Source organism: Methylobacterium sp. HMF5984, assembly GCF_045033435.1.
In the GTDB taxonomy this organism is placed as follows: Bacteria; Pseudomonadota; Alphaproteobacteria; order Rhizobiales; family Beijerinckiaceae; genus Methylobacterium.
Genome location: NZ_JBJFLN010000001.1, coordinates 5,319,673 through 5,337,273, shown reverse-complemented (window position 1 = coordinate 5,337,273; position 17,601 = coordinate 5,319,673). Strand labels below are relative to the sequence as shown.

Here is a 17,601-nt window from a genome sequence, read left to right as displayed (position 1 = left end):
GCGGCACAGGAGAGCGCTTCAGCCCTTGAGACACGAGAGGTGTTCCCGATGGGGAACCCCAAGCCCGCCCCCGCGGGTGCCGCCCTGCCGTTCTGGCGGGAGAAATCCCTCGATGCGATGACGCCGGCCGAGTGGGAGAGCCTGTGCGACGGCTGCGGCCGCTGCTGCCTGCTCAAGCTCGAGGACGACGACACCGGCGAGGTCCACCACACCGACGTCGGCTGCACGCTGCTCGACGGCCACCATTGCCGCTGCCGCGACTACGCCAAGCGCCAGGTCCGCGTGCCGGACTGCGTCCGCCTCACGCCGGAGGCGGTGCGCACGATCCCGTGGCTGCCGCCCACCTGCGCCTACCGCCTGGTCCGCGACGGCGAGCCGCTGTTCGACTGGCACCCGCTGATCTCGGGCTCGCGCAACAGCGTCCACGACGCCGGCATCTCGATCCGCGGCCGGATGGCCGGCAACGAGGAGGAGTTCTCCGACGACGAGCTCCCGGACCGGATCGTCGACTGGCCGACGGCGATGCCGGGCGAGGAGGGGTAGGGGCCGGGCTGGTCCGTGATGACCCGCCGCGCCGTTCGTTGAGGTCGCGGCCCCGGCGGTCTATGCACGGGCCCCATGGACCTCCTCCAAGCTTCCGCGAGCCGATCCCCGGCTCCCCTCGCCTGCAAGCGGCCGTCTTCCAAGGCGGCGGCGCCGTTCCTGCCCATGAGCCGCGCCGAGATGGACGCGCTCGGGTGGGAATCCTGCGACATCGTCCTGGTGACGGGCGACGCCTATGTCGACCATCCCAGCTTCGGCATGGCCATCATCGGCCGGCTGCTCGAGGCGCAGGGATTCCGGGTCGGCATCATCGCGCAGCCCGACTGGCAATCGGCGGAGCCGTTCAAGGCCCTGGGCCGGCCGGCGCTGTTCTTCGGCGTCACCGGCGGCAATCTCGACTCGATGGTGAACCGCTACACGGCGGACCGTCGCCTGCGCCACGACGACGCCTACACCGCGGGCGGGGAGGGCGGCCGGCGCCCGGACCGCTCGACCATCGTCTACACGCAGCGCTGCCGCGAGGCGTACAAGGACGTGCCGATCATCCTCGGCGGCATCGAGGCCTCGCTCCGCCGCATCGCCCATTACGATTACTGGTCCGACAAGGTGCGCCGCTCGATCCTCGCGGATGCGAAGGCCGACCTGCTGCTCTACGGCAATGCCGAGCGCGCCGTGGTCGAGGTGGCGAACCGCCTCGCGGCCGGCGCGGCGCCGCACGAGCTCGACTCCGTCCGGGGCGTCGCCCTGTTCCGCCGCGTGCCCGCGCACTACGCCGAGCTGCCCGCCGACGACCTCGATTCGGCCGACGAGGCCGCCAGCCGCCGCCCCGGCGAGACCGTGATCCGGCTCCCCGCCTACGACGAGGTCAAGGACGACAAGGAGGCCTATGCCCGCGCCTCGCGGGTGCTGCACCGGGAGGCTAACCCCGGCAACGCCCGCCCCCTCGTCCAGCGCCACGGCGACCGCGACCTGTGGCTGAACCCGCCGCCGATCCCGCTCTCCAGCGAGGAGATGGATGCGGTCTACGACCTGCCCTACGCCCGCGCCCCCCATCCCGCCTACGGCGACGCGAAGATCCCCGCCTGGGACATGATCAAGTTCTCCGTGACGATCATGCGCGGCTGCTTCGGCGGCTGCACCTTCTGCTCGATCACCGAGCACGAGGGCCGCGTCATCCAGAACCGCTCGGAAGGCTCGATCCTGCGCGAGATCGAGCGGATCCGCGACAAGACCCCGGGCTTCACCGGCGTGATCTCGGATGTCGGCGGGCCGACGGCGAACATGTACCGGATGGCCTGCAAGGACCCGAAGATCGAGGCGGCGTGCCGGCTGCCGTCCTGCGTCTTCCCGGACATCTGCCCGAACCTGAACACCTCGCACGACGACCTGATCCGGCTCTATCGCAAGGTCCGCGAGGTCAAGGGCGTCAAGAAGGTGATGGTGGCCTCCGGCGTGCGCTACGACCTCGCGGTCCGGAGCCCCGAATACGTCGAGGAGCTCGTGACCCATCACGTCGGCGGCCGGCTGAAGATCGCCCCCGAGCACACCGAGCGCGGCCCCCTCGACCTGATGATGAAGCCGGGGATCGGCACCTACGACCGCTTCAAGGAGATGTTCGACGCCGCCGCCGAGAAGGCCGGCAAGAAATACTACCTGATCCCGTACTTCATCGCGGCCCATCCGGGCACGACCGACCAGGACATGATGAACCTCGCCGTCTGGCTCAAGAAGAACGACTACCGCGCCGATCAGGTGCAGACGTTCCTGCCCTCGCCGATGGCGACCGCCACGACGATGTACCACACCGAGATCAATCCGTTGCAGGGCGTGCGGCGCGGCGGCAGCGAGCCGGTCGACGCGATCAAGGGGATGCGCCAGCGCCGGCTGCACAAGGCGTTCCTGCGCTACCACGACCCCGAGAACTGGCCCCTGCTGCGCGAGGCGTTGCGGGCGATGGGCCGCGCGGATCTCATCGGGCCGCGGCCGGACCAGCTCGTCCCGCTCTCGCAGCCGCCGGGAACGGGCCTGGGCAAGGCGGGCGGCCAGCCGCGACCCGGGCGCCATCCGGGCGCGCCGCGTTTCACCACGAAGGGCGTGCCGCTGCGGAAGTGACGGCCGCGCGCATCGGGCGTTCCGTGTCGGGATCGAGCGCCGAGCGCGGTTCCATCCGCCCCCGGATCGTCCCCCGGGCCGGCACGCCGCGACGGCGTCAGGCTCTGCCGAAACGAGGGGTTCCCATGCCACGCATCCTCCACGCCGCAGCCCTCCTCCTCGCCCTCGGCGCGGGCGCGGCCGAGGCCAGGGTCGTCCGCCTGGAGATCGCGTCCAAGCAGCCCTACGGCACGTTCGCGGCGGGGGCCTATGCGCGCTGGGAGGGGCGCGTCGTCGGCGATCTGGCGCCCGGCGAGGCCGGCATTCCCGATCTCGACAGGGCGACGCGCAACGCCGCCGGCAGGGTCGAGTACGCGGCGCGGGTGATCCTGTTCCTGCCGGTCGATGCGGCCGCCGGCAACGGCGCGCTGCTGGTCGACGTGCCCAATCGCGGCAAGGCCTACGCCCACGCGCTCTACAACAGCCCGCGGGCGCTGCCGATGGCGTCGGGCAACCTCGATGCCGGCACCGGCTTCCTGGAGGATCGCGGCTACCGGGTCGCCGAGGTGTACTGGGAGCTCGGCCAGGGCGCCGACCTGCCGTCCTTCACCGACGGCGAGGGACAGCGGCGCTTCGTCGAGGGGGTCGGCTTCGCCATCGTGCGCGATACGGCCGACTTCCTCGCCCACGCGGCGGCCGATGCCGCGGGCACGCCGAACCCGCTCGCCGGCAGCGTGAGCCGGACGCTCGCCACCGGCAAGTCGCAGGACGGGCGCTTCCTGAAGACCTTCCTGCTGCACGGCTTCAACCGCGCCGACGGCCGGCGCGTCTTCGACGGGATGCACGTCTTCGTCTCGGGCGCGGGGCTGCTGCCGATCCTGCGATCGGGCACCGGGCCGGGATCGAGCGCCGACGGCGCGCCGAATTTCGCCGATCCGGAGTTTCCCGGCGTCCACGACGGGCCGCTGACCATCGGCGCGATCGTCGCCGCGGCCGAGGCGCGGGGCGAGGTGGCGCCGAAGGCGATGCTCCTGAATTCGACCACGGATTACGCGTCGCTGCGCGCCTCGCTCGGCCGCACCGGCGCCACCGGCACCGAAGACCTCGCGCTGCCGGCCAACGTCCGGATGTACGACGTCGCCGGCGCCTCGCACGTCACCGTGGTCCGGGCCGAGGCCTGCAGCCTGCCGCCGGGCCGCCTCGACTGGGCTCCCGTGGCCCGGGCCACGCTCCAGCGCCTCGACGGCTGGGTCGCGCAAAACCTCGCCCCGCCCGAGACCCGGCTGATGCCGCTGGTGCCGGCCACCGGCGACGCGAGCGTGCTGCAGGCGCCCAGGACCCTGCAGGGGGCGGTCGTCCAGGTGCCGCGGCGCGACGCCGACGGCAATCCCGTCGGCGGCGTGCGCCTGCCCGACATCGCGGCGCCGCTCGGCGTCCACGGCCTGCAGAACGCGCCGCTGTCCACCTTCACCTGCTCGCTCGTCGGCGCCTACCGGCCCTTCCCGCGACGGGCGACCGAGGGCGGCCCGCCGTCGCTGGCCGAGCGCTACCGGAGCCAGGCCGACTACGTGAACCGGGTGCGCGAGGCCGCCCGGGAGGCCGAGGCCCAGGGCTTCCTGCTGCCGGAGGATGCGGCGGTCATCGTCGACGCCGCCGCCGCGGACCCGATTTTCGGCGGGACGGGGCCGACGGCGGCCCCGCGCTGATTGCGGCCGGCGGGGCGGGTGCTACGGTCCGCCCGGCATTTGCGCCACGCGAATCGCCGGTCGGCCCCGAGGGGCCGACCGGCGCGACAGGGCGAGGACGATCATGCTGGGATCGGGGTTCGGGCGTCGGATCGGCCTGCTGGCCGGGCTCCTGATCGCGGCGCCGTCGACGACGCCGTCCTTCGCGCAGGCGCCGGCGCCCGCCGCGCGTGCCGTCCCCAGGCCGGCGCCCGCGGCCCGGCCCGCACCGGCGATCGCAAGGACCTTCGTGCGCGAGGGGCTGGCGAGCGCGGCCGTGCGGCTCGAAACGTCGCTGAAGGGCGAGGCCGCCGGCGCGCTCAAGGGGCCCGGGCAATCCCGCCGCGCCGCCGAGGCGCTGCTCGCCGACGAGAAGGCCGCCGAGGCGCTGCCGCCCTTCGCCGCCGCGGTGGCGGCCGACCCGTCCGACGTCCAGGCCTGGCTCGGCTACGCGCGGGCGGCCGACGCGGTCGCCGGCGACGACGAGAACAAGGATTACGAGGGCCGCGCGCGCCTGCGCGGCCGGGCCCCGGCCGCCGCCTACCAGGCCTACCAGCGCGCGCGGAGCGCGCCCGAGGCGGCCGAGGCCCTGGCGCTGCTCGCCGAGATCCAGGGCGGCCGGGCGGAGTGGCGCCCGGCGCTCGAAGCCTACGGGGCGAGCCTGGCCCTGAACGACGTGGCGCCCGTGCGCGAGGCCTACGAGACGATGCGCGCCGAGCACGGCTTCCGCATCCTCGACTACAAGGTCGACGCCGACGCCGCCGCCCCGCGGGTGTGCTTCACCTTCTCCGAGCCGCTGGCGGCCAAGGCCGACTTCGCCCCCTTCGTCGCGGTGTCGGGCGCGACCAACGCCGCGGTCACGGCCGAAGGCTCCCAGGTCTGCGTCGACGGGCTGAAGCACGGCGGCTCCTACGCCTTCGTCGTGCGCCAGGGCCTGCCCTCCGCGGTGGGCGAGAGCCTGCTGAAGTCGGCCGACTACGAGGTCTACGTCCGCGACCGCGCCCCCCAGGTGCGCTTCACCGGCCGCAACTACGTCCTGCCCCGCACCGGGCAGGCGGGGGTGCCGCTGGTCTCGGTCAACGCGCCGAAGGTCGACGTCGAGGTGCTGCGCATCGGCGACCGCGGCCTGCTGCCGTCGCTGCGGTCGGAGGAGTTCCTCGGCCAGCTCAACGGCGCCACCGCCCGGACCATCGCCGAGCAGAAGGGCGTCCAGGTCTGGAAGGGCACGCTCGACACGGCCAAGGCCGAGGTCAACCAGGAATCGGTCACCGCCTTCCCGGTGCTCCAGGCGGTGGGCCGGCTCGAGCCCGGCCTCTACGTGATGCTGGCGCAGGCCTCGGGCACCGCCGCGACCGCGGAGGGCGAGGACGGCGGCTACGAGGCCAAGGCGACGCAGTGGTTCGTGGTCTCCGATCTCGGGCTTACCGCCTTCAAGGGCCGCGACGGCGTCCACGTCTTCGCGCGCTCGCTCGCCAGCGCGACGGTGGTCGCGAACGCCGAGATCCGCCTGATCGCCCGCAACAACGAGGTGCTGGCCGCGCGCCGGACCGACGCGAGCGGCCACGCCGCCTTCGATCCGGGGCTCGCCCGCGGCGAGGGCGGCGTCGCCCCGAGCCTGGTGGTGGCGCAGGTCGGCGACGATTACGGCTTCCTCGACCTCGACCTCGCCGCCTTCGACCTCACCGACCGCGGCGTGAAGGGTCGGGCCGACGCCGGCTCGATCGAGGCCTACGTCTTCCCCGAGCGCGGGGTCTACCGCTCCGGCGAGACCGTGCAGATCACCGCGCTCCTCCGCGACGGGCAGGGCAAGGCGGTGCCGAGCCTGCCGCTGACCCTGGTGGTCAAGCGCCCCGACGGCGTCGAGTACCGCCGCGTCTCGGTGGCCGACCAGGGCCTCGGCGGGCGCGCCCTGCCGCTGCCGCTGCTCTCGGGCGCGATGCACGGCACCTGGCGGATCCAGGCCTTCACCGATCCGAAGGCGCCCGCCGTCGGCGAGGCCTCGTTCCTGCTCGAGGACTACGTCCCCGAGCGGCTCGAGGTGACGCTGAAGCCCGAGCAGCCGAGCCTGCGCCGGGGCGAGGCCGCCCGGGTCGCGGTGGCGGCGCGCTACCTCTACGGCGCGCCGGGCTCGGGCCTCGACGTCTCGGGCAGCGTCACCGTGCAGGCGGCGGCCGCGAGCGGCATCAAGGGCCTGGACGGCTTCTCGGTCGGGCTCGACGACGAGGCGATCGAGGCCTCGACCCAGGAGATCGAGGCGCGCGCCGCCACCGACGCCCAGGGCGAGGCCGTGGTCGCGGTGCCGGTGCAGGCGCTGGCCGCGCCGCGCCCGGTCGAGGCCAAGATCACGCTCGCGGTCGGCGAGCCCGGCGGGCGGGCGCTGTCGCGCAGCCTCACCCTGCCGATCCTGCCCGAGGGCCCGGTGCTGGCGATCCGCAAGGGCTTTGGCGACGACCTGCCCGTCGGCGGCACCGCCGGCTTCGACGTGGTGATGGCCGCGCCCGACGGCACGCGCCTGGCGCAGGCCGGCGCGACCTGGACGCTGTCGCGGCTGGAGCAGACCTACCAATGGTACCGCGCCGACGGCCGCTGGTCGTTCGAGCCGGTGAAGTCCGTGCGCCGGGTCGCCGACGGCACCCTCGACCTGAAGGCCGACGCGCCGGCCAAGGTGGCCCAGGCGCTCGGCTTCGGGAAGTACCGCCTCGAGGTCAGCGCGCCGGGCCGGCCGGGGGCTGCGGCCTCCGTCAGCTTCAGCGTCGGCTGGGGCGGCTCGGAGACGGCCGAGGTGCCCGACCTCCTCGACCTCACCCTCGACAAGGCGGCCTACACGGCCGGCGACACCCTGCAGGCGCGGCTGAACCCGCGCTTCAAGGGCCGCGCCACCGTCACGGTGGTCGGCGACCGGCTGCAGGCGGTGCTCGACGTGGACGTGCCGGAGGGCGGCGCCACGGTGTCGATCCCGGTCAAGGCCGAATGGGGCGCGGGCGCCTACCTCGTCGCCACCGCCTACCGGCCGCTCGACCAGGCCGCCAAGCGCCTGCCGGGCCGGGCGCTGGGGCTGGCGTGGTTCTCGGTCGACCGGGCCGAGCGGGCGCTGACGGTCTCGGTCGAGGCCCCGGAGAAGACGCGCCCGCGCCAGGACCTGACCCTGCCGATCCGGCTCGCGGGGCTCAAGGCCGGCGAGGCGGCCCGCGTCACCGTGGCGATGGTCGACGTCGGCATCCTCAACCTCACCCGCTACGAGGCGCCGAACCCGGTCGCCTACTTCCTCGGCCAGAAGGCGCTCGGACCCGAGATCCGCGACCTCTACGGGTACCTGATCGACGGGATGCAGGGGACGCTGGGCGCGATCCGCTCCGGCGGCGACGGCGCCGGCGGGGAGCTGGCCGACGCGCCGCCGACCCAGGCGCCGCTCGCGCTCTATTCCGGCGTGGTGACTGTCGCGCCCGACGGCAGCGCCAGCGTCACCTTCCCGGTGCCGGCCTTCAACGGCACCGCGCGGGTGATGGTCACCGCCTGGAGCGGCAGCCGCGTCGGCCAGGCCTCGGCCGACGTGATCGTGCGCGATCCCGTGGTCGTCACCGGCACGCTGCCGCGCTTCCTCAATGCCGGCGACCGCTCCCGCGTCTTCCTGGCGCTCGACAACGTCGAGGGGCAGGGCGGCGACTACACCCTCGACCTCGACCTGTCGGGGCCGGTGCTGGTCGGGGCGCAGGCGGTGCGCACGACGATGCGGCTGGAGGCGGGCGCCAAGGGGCAGCTCGTGGTGCCGATCACCGCGGCCGGGCCCGGCACCGCGAGCCTCGACCTGACGCTCTCCGGCCCGGGCCTCGCCGCGGGCGTCGGCCAGCGCTTCACGCTTCCCGTCTCGCCCGGCACCGGCGCGCTGGTGCGGCGCGAGGTGCGCACGCTGGCGCCCGGCGCGAGCCTGCAGCTCTCCGGGGACCTGCTCGCCGACATCCTGCCCGGCACCGGCACCGTCTCGGTGGCGGCCGGCGCGCTGCCGGGCATCGACGTGCCGGCGCTGCTGCTGGCGCTGGACCGCTACCCCTACGGCTGCTCCGAGCAGGTGGTGAGCCGGGCGATGCCGCTGCTCTACGTCAACGCGCTCGCGGCCAAGGACAGGCTGGCCCTCGACGACACCGTCGACGCCCGCATCCGCGAGGCGATCGAGCGGGTGCTGTCGCGCCAGGATGCGAGCGGCGATTTCGGGCTGTGGTCGGCGCAGGGGTCGAACGACCTCTGGCTGTCGGCCGACGTCACCGACTTCCTGACGCGGGCCCGCGAGCGCGGCTTCGCCGTGCCGCAGGTGGCGTTCGGCCAAGCCCTCGACCGCCTGCGCAACGCGGTCGCCAACACCACGGAGGTGCGCGACGGCGGCACCGACCTCGCCTACGCGGCCTACGTGCTGGCCCGGAACGGCCGCCCGGTGATGGGGGACCTGCGCTACCTCGCCGACACCAAGCTCGCCGACTTCGTCACCCCCCTCGGGCGGGCGCAGATCGCGGCGGCCCTGGCGCTCCTCGGCGACCGCGGCCGCGCCGCCAAGGCGATGGAGTCCGCGCTGACGGCGCTCCGGTCCGAGCGCGACAGGCAGAGCTACCGCGCCGATTACGGCTCGCGCCTGCGCGACGGCGCCGGCCTGCTGGCGCTCGCCGCCGAGACCGGTTTCTCGCAGGCCGCGCTGACCCCGGTCTCCGCGGTGCTTGTCGAGGAGCGCGCCTCCGGGCGGGTCACCAGCACGCAGGAGAACACCTGGATGGTGCTGGCGGCCCAGGGCCTGACGCAGGAAGCCGACGCGCTGTCCTTCACCGTCGACGGCGCGCCCCAGGCCGGCCCGCTGGCGCGGAGCTACCGGGCGGCGGCGCTGGAGCGGCCGGTGGCGATCGCCAACACCGGCCGGGCGCCGGTGCAGGTGGTGGTCGGCGTCTCGGGCAATCCCGTGTCGCCCGAGCCGGCCGACGCGCGCGGCTACGCCATCGAGCGGAGCTATCACCGCCTCGACGGCAGCATCGTCGACCCCGCCCGCGGCATCCGCCAGAACGACCGCCTCGTGGTGGTGCTGAAGGTGACGGAGGCCAAGGCCAGCGCCGGCCGCCTGCTGCTGGTCGACCGCCTGCCCGCGGGCCTCGAGATCGACAACCCGAAGCTCCTCGACGCCGACGCGCTCACCGGCCTCGCCTTCGCGAAGTCCGACGTGCAGCCGGTCCACACCGAGTTCCGCGACGACCGCTTCGTGGCCGCCTACGACCGCTCGCCCGAGCAGTCGGCCTTCTTCACCGCCGCCTACACCGTCCGCGCGATCTCGCCCGGCACCTACGTCCACCCCGGCGCGACCATCGAGGACATGTACCGCCCCGAACGCTTCGGCCGCACCGCGTTCGGCTCGGTCGAGATCGGGGCGGCGAAGTAGGGATGGGCGGCCGCCCGCGCGTCCCTCCCCCCTCTGCGGGGGAGGGGACCCTGCGGAGCAGGGGGGGAGAGGGGACCGCGTCCTCCGGAGACGGCGCTCCCCTCTCCCGACCCCTGCTCACGCAGGGGTCACCCTCCCCCGCCGAGGGGGGAGGGTGGTGGCGCGTGTTTGTCGCCCTCGTCGCGATCCTCGTCGCCATCCCCCCCCTCGCCCTCTGGCGCTTCGCCGCCGCGCTGCCGCCCCTCGACCTGGCGCAGGCGGACCTGCGCTCCACCATCGTGGTCGACGCCCGCGGGACCCTGCTGCGCCCGTTCGCGACGCCGGACGGGCGCTGGCGGCTGCCGGTGACGGCGGCGTCCGTCGACCCGCGCTATCTCGCGATGCTCACGGCCTACGAGGACCGGCGCTTCGCCAACCATCCCGGCATCGACCCGGCGGCGACGCTGCGCGCCGCGTGGCAATGGCTGGCGCACGGACGGATCGTCTCCGGCGGCTCGACCCTGTCGATGCAGGTCGCCCGCCTGGTCGAGCCGCGCGCCGAACGCTCGCTCGCCGCAAAGCTCCGGCAGATGGTCCGCGCGGTCGCGCTCGAGCGGCGCTTCGGCAAGGCCGGCGTGCTCGACCTCTACCTCGCGCTCGCGCCCTATGGCGGCCCGGTCGAGGGCGCGCGGGCGGCGGCGCTCGCCTATTTCGGCCGCGAGCCGGCCCGGCTCTCGTTCGCCGAATCCGCCCTCCTCGTCGCCCTGCCGCAGGCGCCCGAGACCCGCCGGCCGGACCGCTTTCCCGCCAACGCCCGCCGGGCGCGGGACCGGGTGCTCGACATCGCCGCCGCCCGCGGCGCGATCACGCGCAGCGAGGCCGCCGCCGCCAAGGCCGAGCCGGTGCCGGACCTGCGACGCCCGTTCCCGATGGCGGCGGCGCACGCGGCGGAGGCGGCGGTCGCCGCCGACCCGTCGGCGAGCGTGCTGCGCCTGACCCTCGACGGCCGGCTCCAGGCGAGCCTCGAGCAGCTGGCGACGGAGCGCGCGCAGGCCGCGGGGCCCGGCCTGTCGGCGGCGATCCTGGCGATCGACAACCGCACCGGCGCGGTGCTCGCCCAGGTCGGCAGCGCCGGCTACCGCGACGCCGCGCGCCGCGGCGCCATCGACATGACGCTGGCGGTGCGCTCGCCGGGCTCGGCGCTCAAGCCCTTCATCTACGCACAGGCCTTCGAGAGCGGGCTCGCCCATCCCGAGACGCTGCTCGACGACCGCCCGGCCCGGTACGCCGCCGCCTACGCGCCCGAGAACTTCGACCTCACGTATCAAGGCACCGTCACCGCCCGCCGCGCCCTGCAGCTCTCGCTCAACGTGCCCGCCGTCGCGTTGATGGCGGCGGTCGGCCCGGCCCGCTTCATCGCCCGCCTCAGGGCCGCCGGCGCCGCGATCCTGCTGCCGCGCGACGCCGCGCCGGGCCTACCCGTGGCGCTGGGCGGCCTCGGGATCACGCTGACCGACCTCGCCCGGCTCTATGCCGGCCTCGCCCGCGGCGGCGCGATGCCCGACCTGATCCGCCGCGCCGACCGGCCGGCGCCGCCCGACTCCGCGCGCCGCGTCGCCGAGCCGGTGGCGGCCTGGTACGTCGCCGACATCCTGCGCGGCGCACCGCCCCCCGAGAACGCGCTGCCCGGCCGCATCGCCTACAAGACCGGCACCTCGTTCGGCTATCGCGACGCGTGGGCGGCCGGGTTCGACCGGCGGGTGACGATCGCGGTCTGGGTCGGGCGGCCGGACGGCGCCGCGGTGCCGGGCCTCGTCGGGCGCGCGGTCGCCGCGCCGATCCTGTTCGACGCGTTCGCGCGCTTCGGCGGCGAGCCGGAGCCGGTGGCGCAGCCGCGCGACGCGCTGGTCACCACGTCGGCCGGCCTGCCGCCGCCGCTCCGCCACATCCGCCGCGACGCCCCCAAGACCCTGGCCGCCGCCGACACCGCGCCCCTGAAGATCGCCTACCCGCCCGACGGCGCCCGGATCGATCTCGGGCTTCAGGATCACCCGGGCGAGGCGGCGCAGCAGGCGCGCCTCGCCCTGAAGGCGCTGGGCGGCGTGCCGCCGCTGACCTGGATGGTCGGCGGCCGCCCGGTGGCCGATTCCCCCCGCCGCCAGTCCGAATGGGTCCCGGACGGCGCCGGCTTCGCCCGCATCTCGGTCCTCGACGCGACCGGCGCGAGCGACAGCGTCGTGGTGCGGCTGGAATAGGCGCGCCGGCATCCCGGTGCCGGTCGTGCGCGTCGCACGCCTCCAGAGGTTTGCCGGGTCTGCGGGCGTGCTCGCCGAGCCGGGCGCATGGGACGGGCGCAGACCGCCTTCGCGACGAGCCTCCACGCGGAGGACCGAGCGGATCGAGCGTCCGATTGCACCGCGTGTCGCCCGATCCTATGGCGATCGTGGCGGCGGCCTCGTCCAAGGCGAAGGTTCAGGCCGTGCTGGCGCGGGCGCAGGAGAGCGGCCTGATCGCAAAGAAAGGCGGGCGGATTCACGGGCGCGTGTCGCCGGAACTGATCGAGCGCGCGAAAGCCCGCACCGGCATCCGGTCGGACACCGAGCTGGTGGAGTTCGCCCTGGCCAACCTGGCGATCGAAGACGATTTCGCCGACGTGTTTCGAGCGTTGAGAGGCACGGTCGATCCCGGGCTGGACCTCGGATTCTAGCGCGTGGCGTTCGACTTCCGGTCCGCCGAGCGGGTTCGGAGGCAGGCTCCGGTCAGGACCCTGGGACGCCGATCCGACGACTGTCTTCCGTTTCTCGGGACGGAGGCATCGGCCGGGAACGGCCTTCTCCTCGATACCTGCGTCTACATCGACCAGATGCAAGGCAGGGCGCCCGCGATCGTCGCGGATCTGCTCGCGATCCGGCTGGTGAACCACAGCACCGTCGCCGTCCAGGAGCTGATGCATACGGTCGGCGCGCTGGATCCGGGCGACGCCCGGACCGAGGGCGCCGTCGCGGCGATCGAAGCGGCGATCGATGCCATGCCGGCGCATCGCCTGTTCGTGCCGGATGCCGACATCCTCGCCCAGGCCGCCGTGTATGCGGGCATCCTCGCGCGGGTTCAGGGCTACGGCCGCGACGAGCGGATGAAGGCCCTCCACGACTGCGTGCTGTTCGTGCAGGCGATGAAGCACGGGGTCGCCGTGCTGACCCGCAACGTGCGCGAGTTCGACGCCCTGCTTCAGATGCGGGCGGACGGGCGGGTGCTGTTCTGCCGGACCTGAGGGGGCGCGCGGGGCGGCGGACCGAGCCGGGCGCCTGCCGCTCCGGTCCGAGGGCCGGCCGGCGATCGGCTTGCCGCGTCGCGCCTCCCCCGTAACCCTTTGCAAAGGCGGATGTGGCGTCTATCCGTTCGGGCAGGGCCGCCCCGCGGCCGAGTTCCGCGTCGCCAAGCCCGCGGCCGAGTTCCGCGTCGCCAAGCCGGACGACCAAGTCCGAAGACCAAGTCCGAAGAAAACGCCCGGAGCGTGCCATGAATGCCGTGACCCTCGACGCCCTCGACCTCTCCGCGCTGCTGTGCTCCCGCGTCTGCCACGACGTGATCAGCCCCGTGGGCGCGATCGTGAACGGGCTCGAGGTGCTGGAGGACGACCAGGACGAGTCGATGCGCGAGTTCGCCCTCGACCTGATCCGCAAGAGCGCGCGCCACGCCTCCGCCCGCCTGCAATTCGCCCGGATCGCCTTCGGCGCGGCGGGCTCGGCCGGCGCCTCGATCGACCTCGCCGACGCGGAGAAGGTCTCGCGCGGCATGTTCTCCGACGAGAAGACCCAGCTCAGCTGGAGCGCGCCGGTGGCGCTCTACCCGAAGAACAAGGTCAAGCTGCTCCTCAACCTCGTGATGATCGCCACCGGCGCGATCCCGCGCGGCGGCCTGCTCGACGTGACGGTGACCGGCGACGGCGAGGCGCCGACCCTGGTGCTGGTCGCCAAGGGCTCGCATGCCCGCATCCCGCCCCATGTCGAGGCGCTGATCGCCGGCACGCCCGAGAACGGCGTCGTCGATGCCCACGGCATCCTGCCCTACTATGCCGGCCTCGTCGCCCGCGCCGCCGCCATGAACGTGCGCTTCTCCATCGAGGGCGACACCGTGACGATCCGCTCGGAGCCGGTCGCCGCCGCGGTCGAGCCGGTGATCGAGACCGCCCCGGAAAGCTCCGAGGACGACCGCCCCTCCGACAGCGAGCCGTCCGACACCCTGCTCGCCTGAGGAGCACCGGCTTTTCCCTCCCCCCGACGGATCTCGGGCCCGCCCGAGATCCGCACCCCATGTGCCCGAGGCGGGCGAGCCCGGCTTGGGTGCGGGGGAGGCTTGGGTGCGCCGTCCACGCGCGAGACGCACGCGGGAGATCCGCCGCGCTGCGTCACATTGAGCGCGTGCGCGACTCCCGGGAAACTTGGCCGGCGGGCGCCGGGTCTCTCCCATAGGCGCGGCCGGGCTCCGGCCGCCGATCAGGAGATCCGAACATGGCCCTCGACACGCGCGACATCTACGTCACGGCGCTGAAGAACACGCATGCCCTGGAGATGCAGGCGCTCCAGATCATGGAGCGTCAGGTCGAACGGCTGCAGAACTATCCCGAGATGGAGGCGGCGCTCCGCCGCCACATCGACGAGACCCACGGCCAGCGCACCCGCCTGGAGGAGGCGCTGCACGGCCTCTCCGAGAGCCCCTCGGCGCTCAAGGAGGGCTTTCTCGGCTTCGTCGGCAACATGATGGCGCTCGGGCACGCCCCGGCCCAGGACGAGATCCTGAAGAACGCCTACGCCAACCACGCCTTCGAGAACTTCGAGATCGCCGCCTACACCTCGCTGCTGGCGATCGGCGAGGCGGCGGGCCAGCAGGGCCATGCCGCGGCCTTCCAGCAATCGCTGAAGGAGGAGGAGGGCATGGCCGCCAAGGTGCGCGAGCTCGTGCGCCCGACGACCCTGCGCTACATCGAGCTGACCACCGCCGGCGCCAAGGCCGACCGCTAGGCCGGGCGAAGACCGGACCGCGACGCGGTCGATCGCGTCGCGGTCCGGCTCCCCGCGACGGCGGGGCGGCGGCCCGCCGGACCTCATGGGTCCCGACCCACGGGACTGGGGATGAGCGGGCCGCGTCCCTGGGGCGTTGCCCGCGACCGGCTTTGCACCCTATGTCGGACGGGTCGGCCGTGCCGGCCCGCCAGGACGAGACAGCCCGATGCGCTTCACCGGAACCGAGTCCTACGTCGCGACGCCCGACCTCACGGCGGCCGTCAACGCCGCCATCGTGCTGGAGCGGCCGCTGCTGGTGAAGGGCGAGCCCGGCACCGGCAAGACGGTGCTGGCCGAGGAGATCGCCAAGGGGCTCGGCGCCGACCTGCTCACCTGGAACGTCAAGTCGACCACCAAGGCGCAGCAGGGCCTGTACGAGTACGACGCCGTCTCGCGGCTGCGCGACTCGCAGCTCGGCGATCCCCGCGTCTCGGAGATTTCCCACTACATCCGCCGCGGCAAGCTGTGGGAGGCCTTCACGGCCGACGCGCGCCCGGTGCTGCTGATCGACGAGATCGACAAGGCCGACATCGAGTTCCCGAACGACCTGCTGACCGAGCTCGATCGCATGGAGTTCTTCGTCTACGAGACCGGCGAGACGGTGAAGGCGGCCCGCCGCCCTGTGGTGATCATCACCTCGAACAACGAGAAGGAGCTGCCGGACGCGTTCCTGCGCCGGTGCTTCTTCCACTACATCAAGTTCCCGGACGCGCAGACGCTGGGGCGAATCGTCGAGGTGCACTATCCCGGCATCAAGCACCGCCTCGTCGAGGAGGCGCTGCGGGTGTTCATCGAGACCCGCGAGGTGCCGGGCCTGAAGAAGAAGCCCTCGACCTCCGAGCTGCTCGACTGGCTCAAGCTCCTGGTCTCGGAGGACGTCGACCCCGAGACCCTGCGCGAGACCAACGCCCGCAAGCTGATCCCGCCGCTGCACGGCGCGCTGCTCAAGAACGAGCAGGACGTGAGCCTGTTCGAGAAGCTGGCCTTCATGATGCGGCGCGAGGGGCGGGGGGGCTGAGCCTTCCGCTCCTCCCCTCCACCCCATCATCCTGAGGTGCCGCAGCGAAGCGGAGGCCTCGAAGGAGGGTTCCAGGGACCGCGCGACCTCGGGAGGGCTCCTTCGAGGCCCGCTCGCGCGGGCACCTCAGATGAGGCGATGAATTGGGGGCAGCGGAACGCCGCCTGCCACCTTGGCCAAAACGCGGCCGTCAGATCGAGAGAACCAAGAGCCGCCGCATGAAGATGAAGAAACTCGGCCGCACCGGCCTCGACGTGTCCGCCCTCTGCCTCGGCTGCATGACCTACGGCATCCCCGAGCGCGGCCCCCATCCCTGGACGCTGCCGGAGGACGAGAGCCGCCCGCTGATCCACCAGGCGCTCGACCTCGGGATCAACTTCTTCGACACGGCCAACTACTATTCCGACGGCACCAGCGAGGAGATCGTCGGCCGGGCGCTGCGCGATTACGGCGACCGCGACAGCCTCGTCGTCGCGACCAAGTGCTTCTACCCGCTGACGGACCAGCCGAATGCCGGCGGGCTGTCGCGAAAGGCAATCTTCGCGGCGATCGACGCCAGCCTGAAGCGGCTCGGCATGGACCACGTCGACCTGTTCCAGATCCACCGCTGGGACTACGAGACCCCGATCGAGGTGACGCTGGAGGCGCTGCACGACGTGGTGAAGGCCGGCAAGGCGCGGTATCTCGGCGCCTCGTCGATGTATGCGTGGCAGTTCTCGAAGGCGCTCTACACCGCCGATCTCCACGGCTGGACCCGGTTCGCGACCATGCAGAACCACGTCAACCTGCTGCATCGCGAGGAGGAGCGCGAGATGCTGCCGCTCTGCCGCGACCAGGGGATCGCCGTGCTGCCGTGGAGCCCGCTCGCCCGCGGGCGGCTGACCCGCGACGCCGACGCCACCAGCGCGCGCCAGGACAGCGACGCCGTCGGCAAGGGCCTCTACGACGCGGCGGCCGACGCCGACCGGGCGATCATCGCCAAGGTCGCCGAGATCGCCGAGGCCCGCGGCGTGCCGCGCGCGCAGGTGGCCCTGGCCTGGGTCGCGGCCAAGCCCGAGGTCGCCGCGCCGATCATCGGCGCCGCGAAGCCCGGCCACCTGACCGATGCAGTCGCGGCCCTCGACCTCGTGCTCATGGACGACGAGATCGCGGCGCTGGAGTCGCTCTACACCCCGCATCCGATCGTCGGGTTCGCCTGATGCGCCGCCTGCTGCTCCTGCGCCACGCCAAGTCGGACCGGCCGGCGGGCGTCCCCGACATCGACCGGCCCCTCGACGCCCGGGGGCGCGAGGCGGCGCCGCGGATGGGCGCCTACCTCGCGAGCGAGGGCCTGCAGCCCGACCTCGCCCTGGTCTCGCCCGCAAAGCGCACGCGGGAAACCTGGGAGGCGGTGGCCGCCTCGCTCGGCGCGGTTCCCGCGCAGATCGTCGAGACGATCTACGAGGCGCCGCCGGCATCGCTGCTCGAGGCGGTCCGCGCCGCCCCCGATTCCGCCGAGACGCTGATCCTGGTCGGCCACAATCCCGGCATGGAGGCGCTGGCCGACCGGCTGGTCAACGCCGGCCCGCGCGCGGCGCGAAGCCGCCTCGCGCAGGGCTTCCCCACGGCGGCGCTGGCGGTGATCGAATTCGATGCGGAAAGCTGGAACGCGATCGACGGCGACGGCCGCCTGGAGCGGTTCGTGCGGCCGAAGGACCTCAGCCCGGACCTGACGGATTAAGTCATCGTCCCCAAGCCGGTTGCAGGCGCTCGGACGAAGCCGATGCCTGCGCC

General features: G+C 73.6%; 12 protein-coding genes. All 12 read left to right on the top strand.

Features of this window, described 5'->3' with window-relative positions:
- The first annotated feature begins 48 nt into the window (after positions 1–48).
- The 12 genes from ACFZ8E_RS25995 to ACFZ8E_RS25940 all read left to right on the top strand — a co-directional run bounded on the left by ACFZ8E_RS25995 (position 49) and on the right by ACFZ8E_RS25940 (position 17,548).
- Positions 49–543, top strand: a complete 495-nt coding sequence (locus ACFZ8E_RS25995) for a YcgN family cysteine cluster protein (RefSeq protein ID WP_147728252.1) — start codon at positions 49–51, stop codon at positions 541–543.
- A 165-nt stretch (positions 544–708) separates the two neighbouring features.
- The gene (locus ACFZ8E_RS25990) at positions 709–2,655 is read left to right on the top strand and encodes a YgiQ family radical SAM protein (protein ID WP_405044261.1); all 1,947 of its coding nucleotides are present in this window, start codon (positions 709–711) and stop codon (positions 2,653–2,655) included.
- 125 nt (positions 2,656–2,780) lie between these two features.
- On the top strand, positions 2,781–4,340 hold the full coding sequence (locus ACFZ8E_RS25985) for an alpha/beta hydrolase domain-containing protein (RefSeq protein WP_243945534.1): 1,560 nt from the start codon (positions 2,781–2,783) through the stop codon (positions 4,338–4,340).
- A 103-nt stretch (positions 4,341–4,443) separates the two neighbouring features.
- Positions 4,444–9,768, top strand: a complete 5,325-nt coding sequence (locus ACFZ8E_RS25980) for an alpha-2-macroglobulin family protein (RefSeq protein ID WP_405044260.1) — start codon at positions 4,444–4,446, stop codon at positions 9,766–9,768.
- Positions 9,769–9,770: 2 nt separating this feature from the next.
- Positions 9,771–12,002 carry a penicillin-binding protein 1C gene (pbpC, locus tag ACFZ8E_RS25975; RefSeq protein ID WP_405044259.1) on the top strand — a complete coding sequence of 744 codons (2,232 nt, stop codon included), beginning with the start codon at positions 9,771–9,773 and terminating at the stop codon, positions 12,000–12,002.
- A 179-nt stretch (positions 12,003–12,181) separates the two neighbouring features.
- Entirely contained in the window at positions 12,182–12,454 is a 273-nt protein-coding gene (locus tag ACFZ8E_RS25970) for a hypothetical protein (RefSeq protein WP_243945539.1), read from the top strand.
- Positions 12,455–12,610: 156 nt separating this feature from the next.
- A complete protein-coding gene (locus tag ACFZ8E_RS25965) occupies positions 12,611–13,018 on the top strand; it encodes a DNA-binding protein (protein ID WP_313899066.1) in 408 nt (135 codons plus the stop codon).
- Positions 13,019–13,266: 248 nt separating this feature from the next.
- Positions 13,267–14,001: a histidine phosphotransferase ChpT gene (gene chpT, locus ACFZ8E_RS25960; RefSeq protein ID WP_147728838.1), complete on the top strand. Its 735-nt coding sequence runs from the start codon at positions 13,267–13,269 to the stop codon at positions 13,999–14,001.
- Positions 14,002–14,258: 257 nt separating this feature from the next.
- Positions 14,259–14,768: a ferritin-like domain-containing protein gene (locus ACFZ8E_RS25955; RefSeq protein WP_147860068.1), complete on the top strand. Its 510-nt coding sequence runs from the start codon at positions 14,259–14,261 to the stop codon at positions 14,766–14,768.
- Between the two features lie 208 nt (positions 14,769–14,976).
- Positions 14,977–15,828, top strand: a complete 852-nt coding sequence (locus tag ACFZ8E_RS25950) for a MoxR family ATPase (RefSeq protein WP_243945543.1) — start codon at positions 14,977–14,979, stop codon at positions 15,826–15,828.
- A 218-nt stretch (positions 15,829–16,046) separates the two neighbouring features.
- The gene (locus tag ACFZ8E_RS25945) at positions 16,047–17,027 is read left to right on the top strand and encodes an aldo/keto reductase (RefSeq protein WP_405044258.1); all 981 of its coding nucleotides are present in this window, start codon (positions 16,047–16,049) and stop codon (positions 17,025–17,027) included.
- Positions 17,027–17,548, top strand: a complete 522-nt coding sequence (locus ACFZ8E_RS25940) for a SixA phosphatase family protein (protein ID WP_405044257.1) — start codon at positions 17,027–17,029, stop codon at positions 17,546–17,548. Before ACFZ8E_RS25945 ends, ACFZ8E_RS25940 begins: the two co-directional genes overlap by 1 nt.
- The last annotated feature ends 53 nt before the right edge of the window (positions 17,549–17,601 follow it).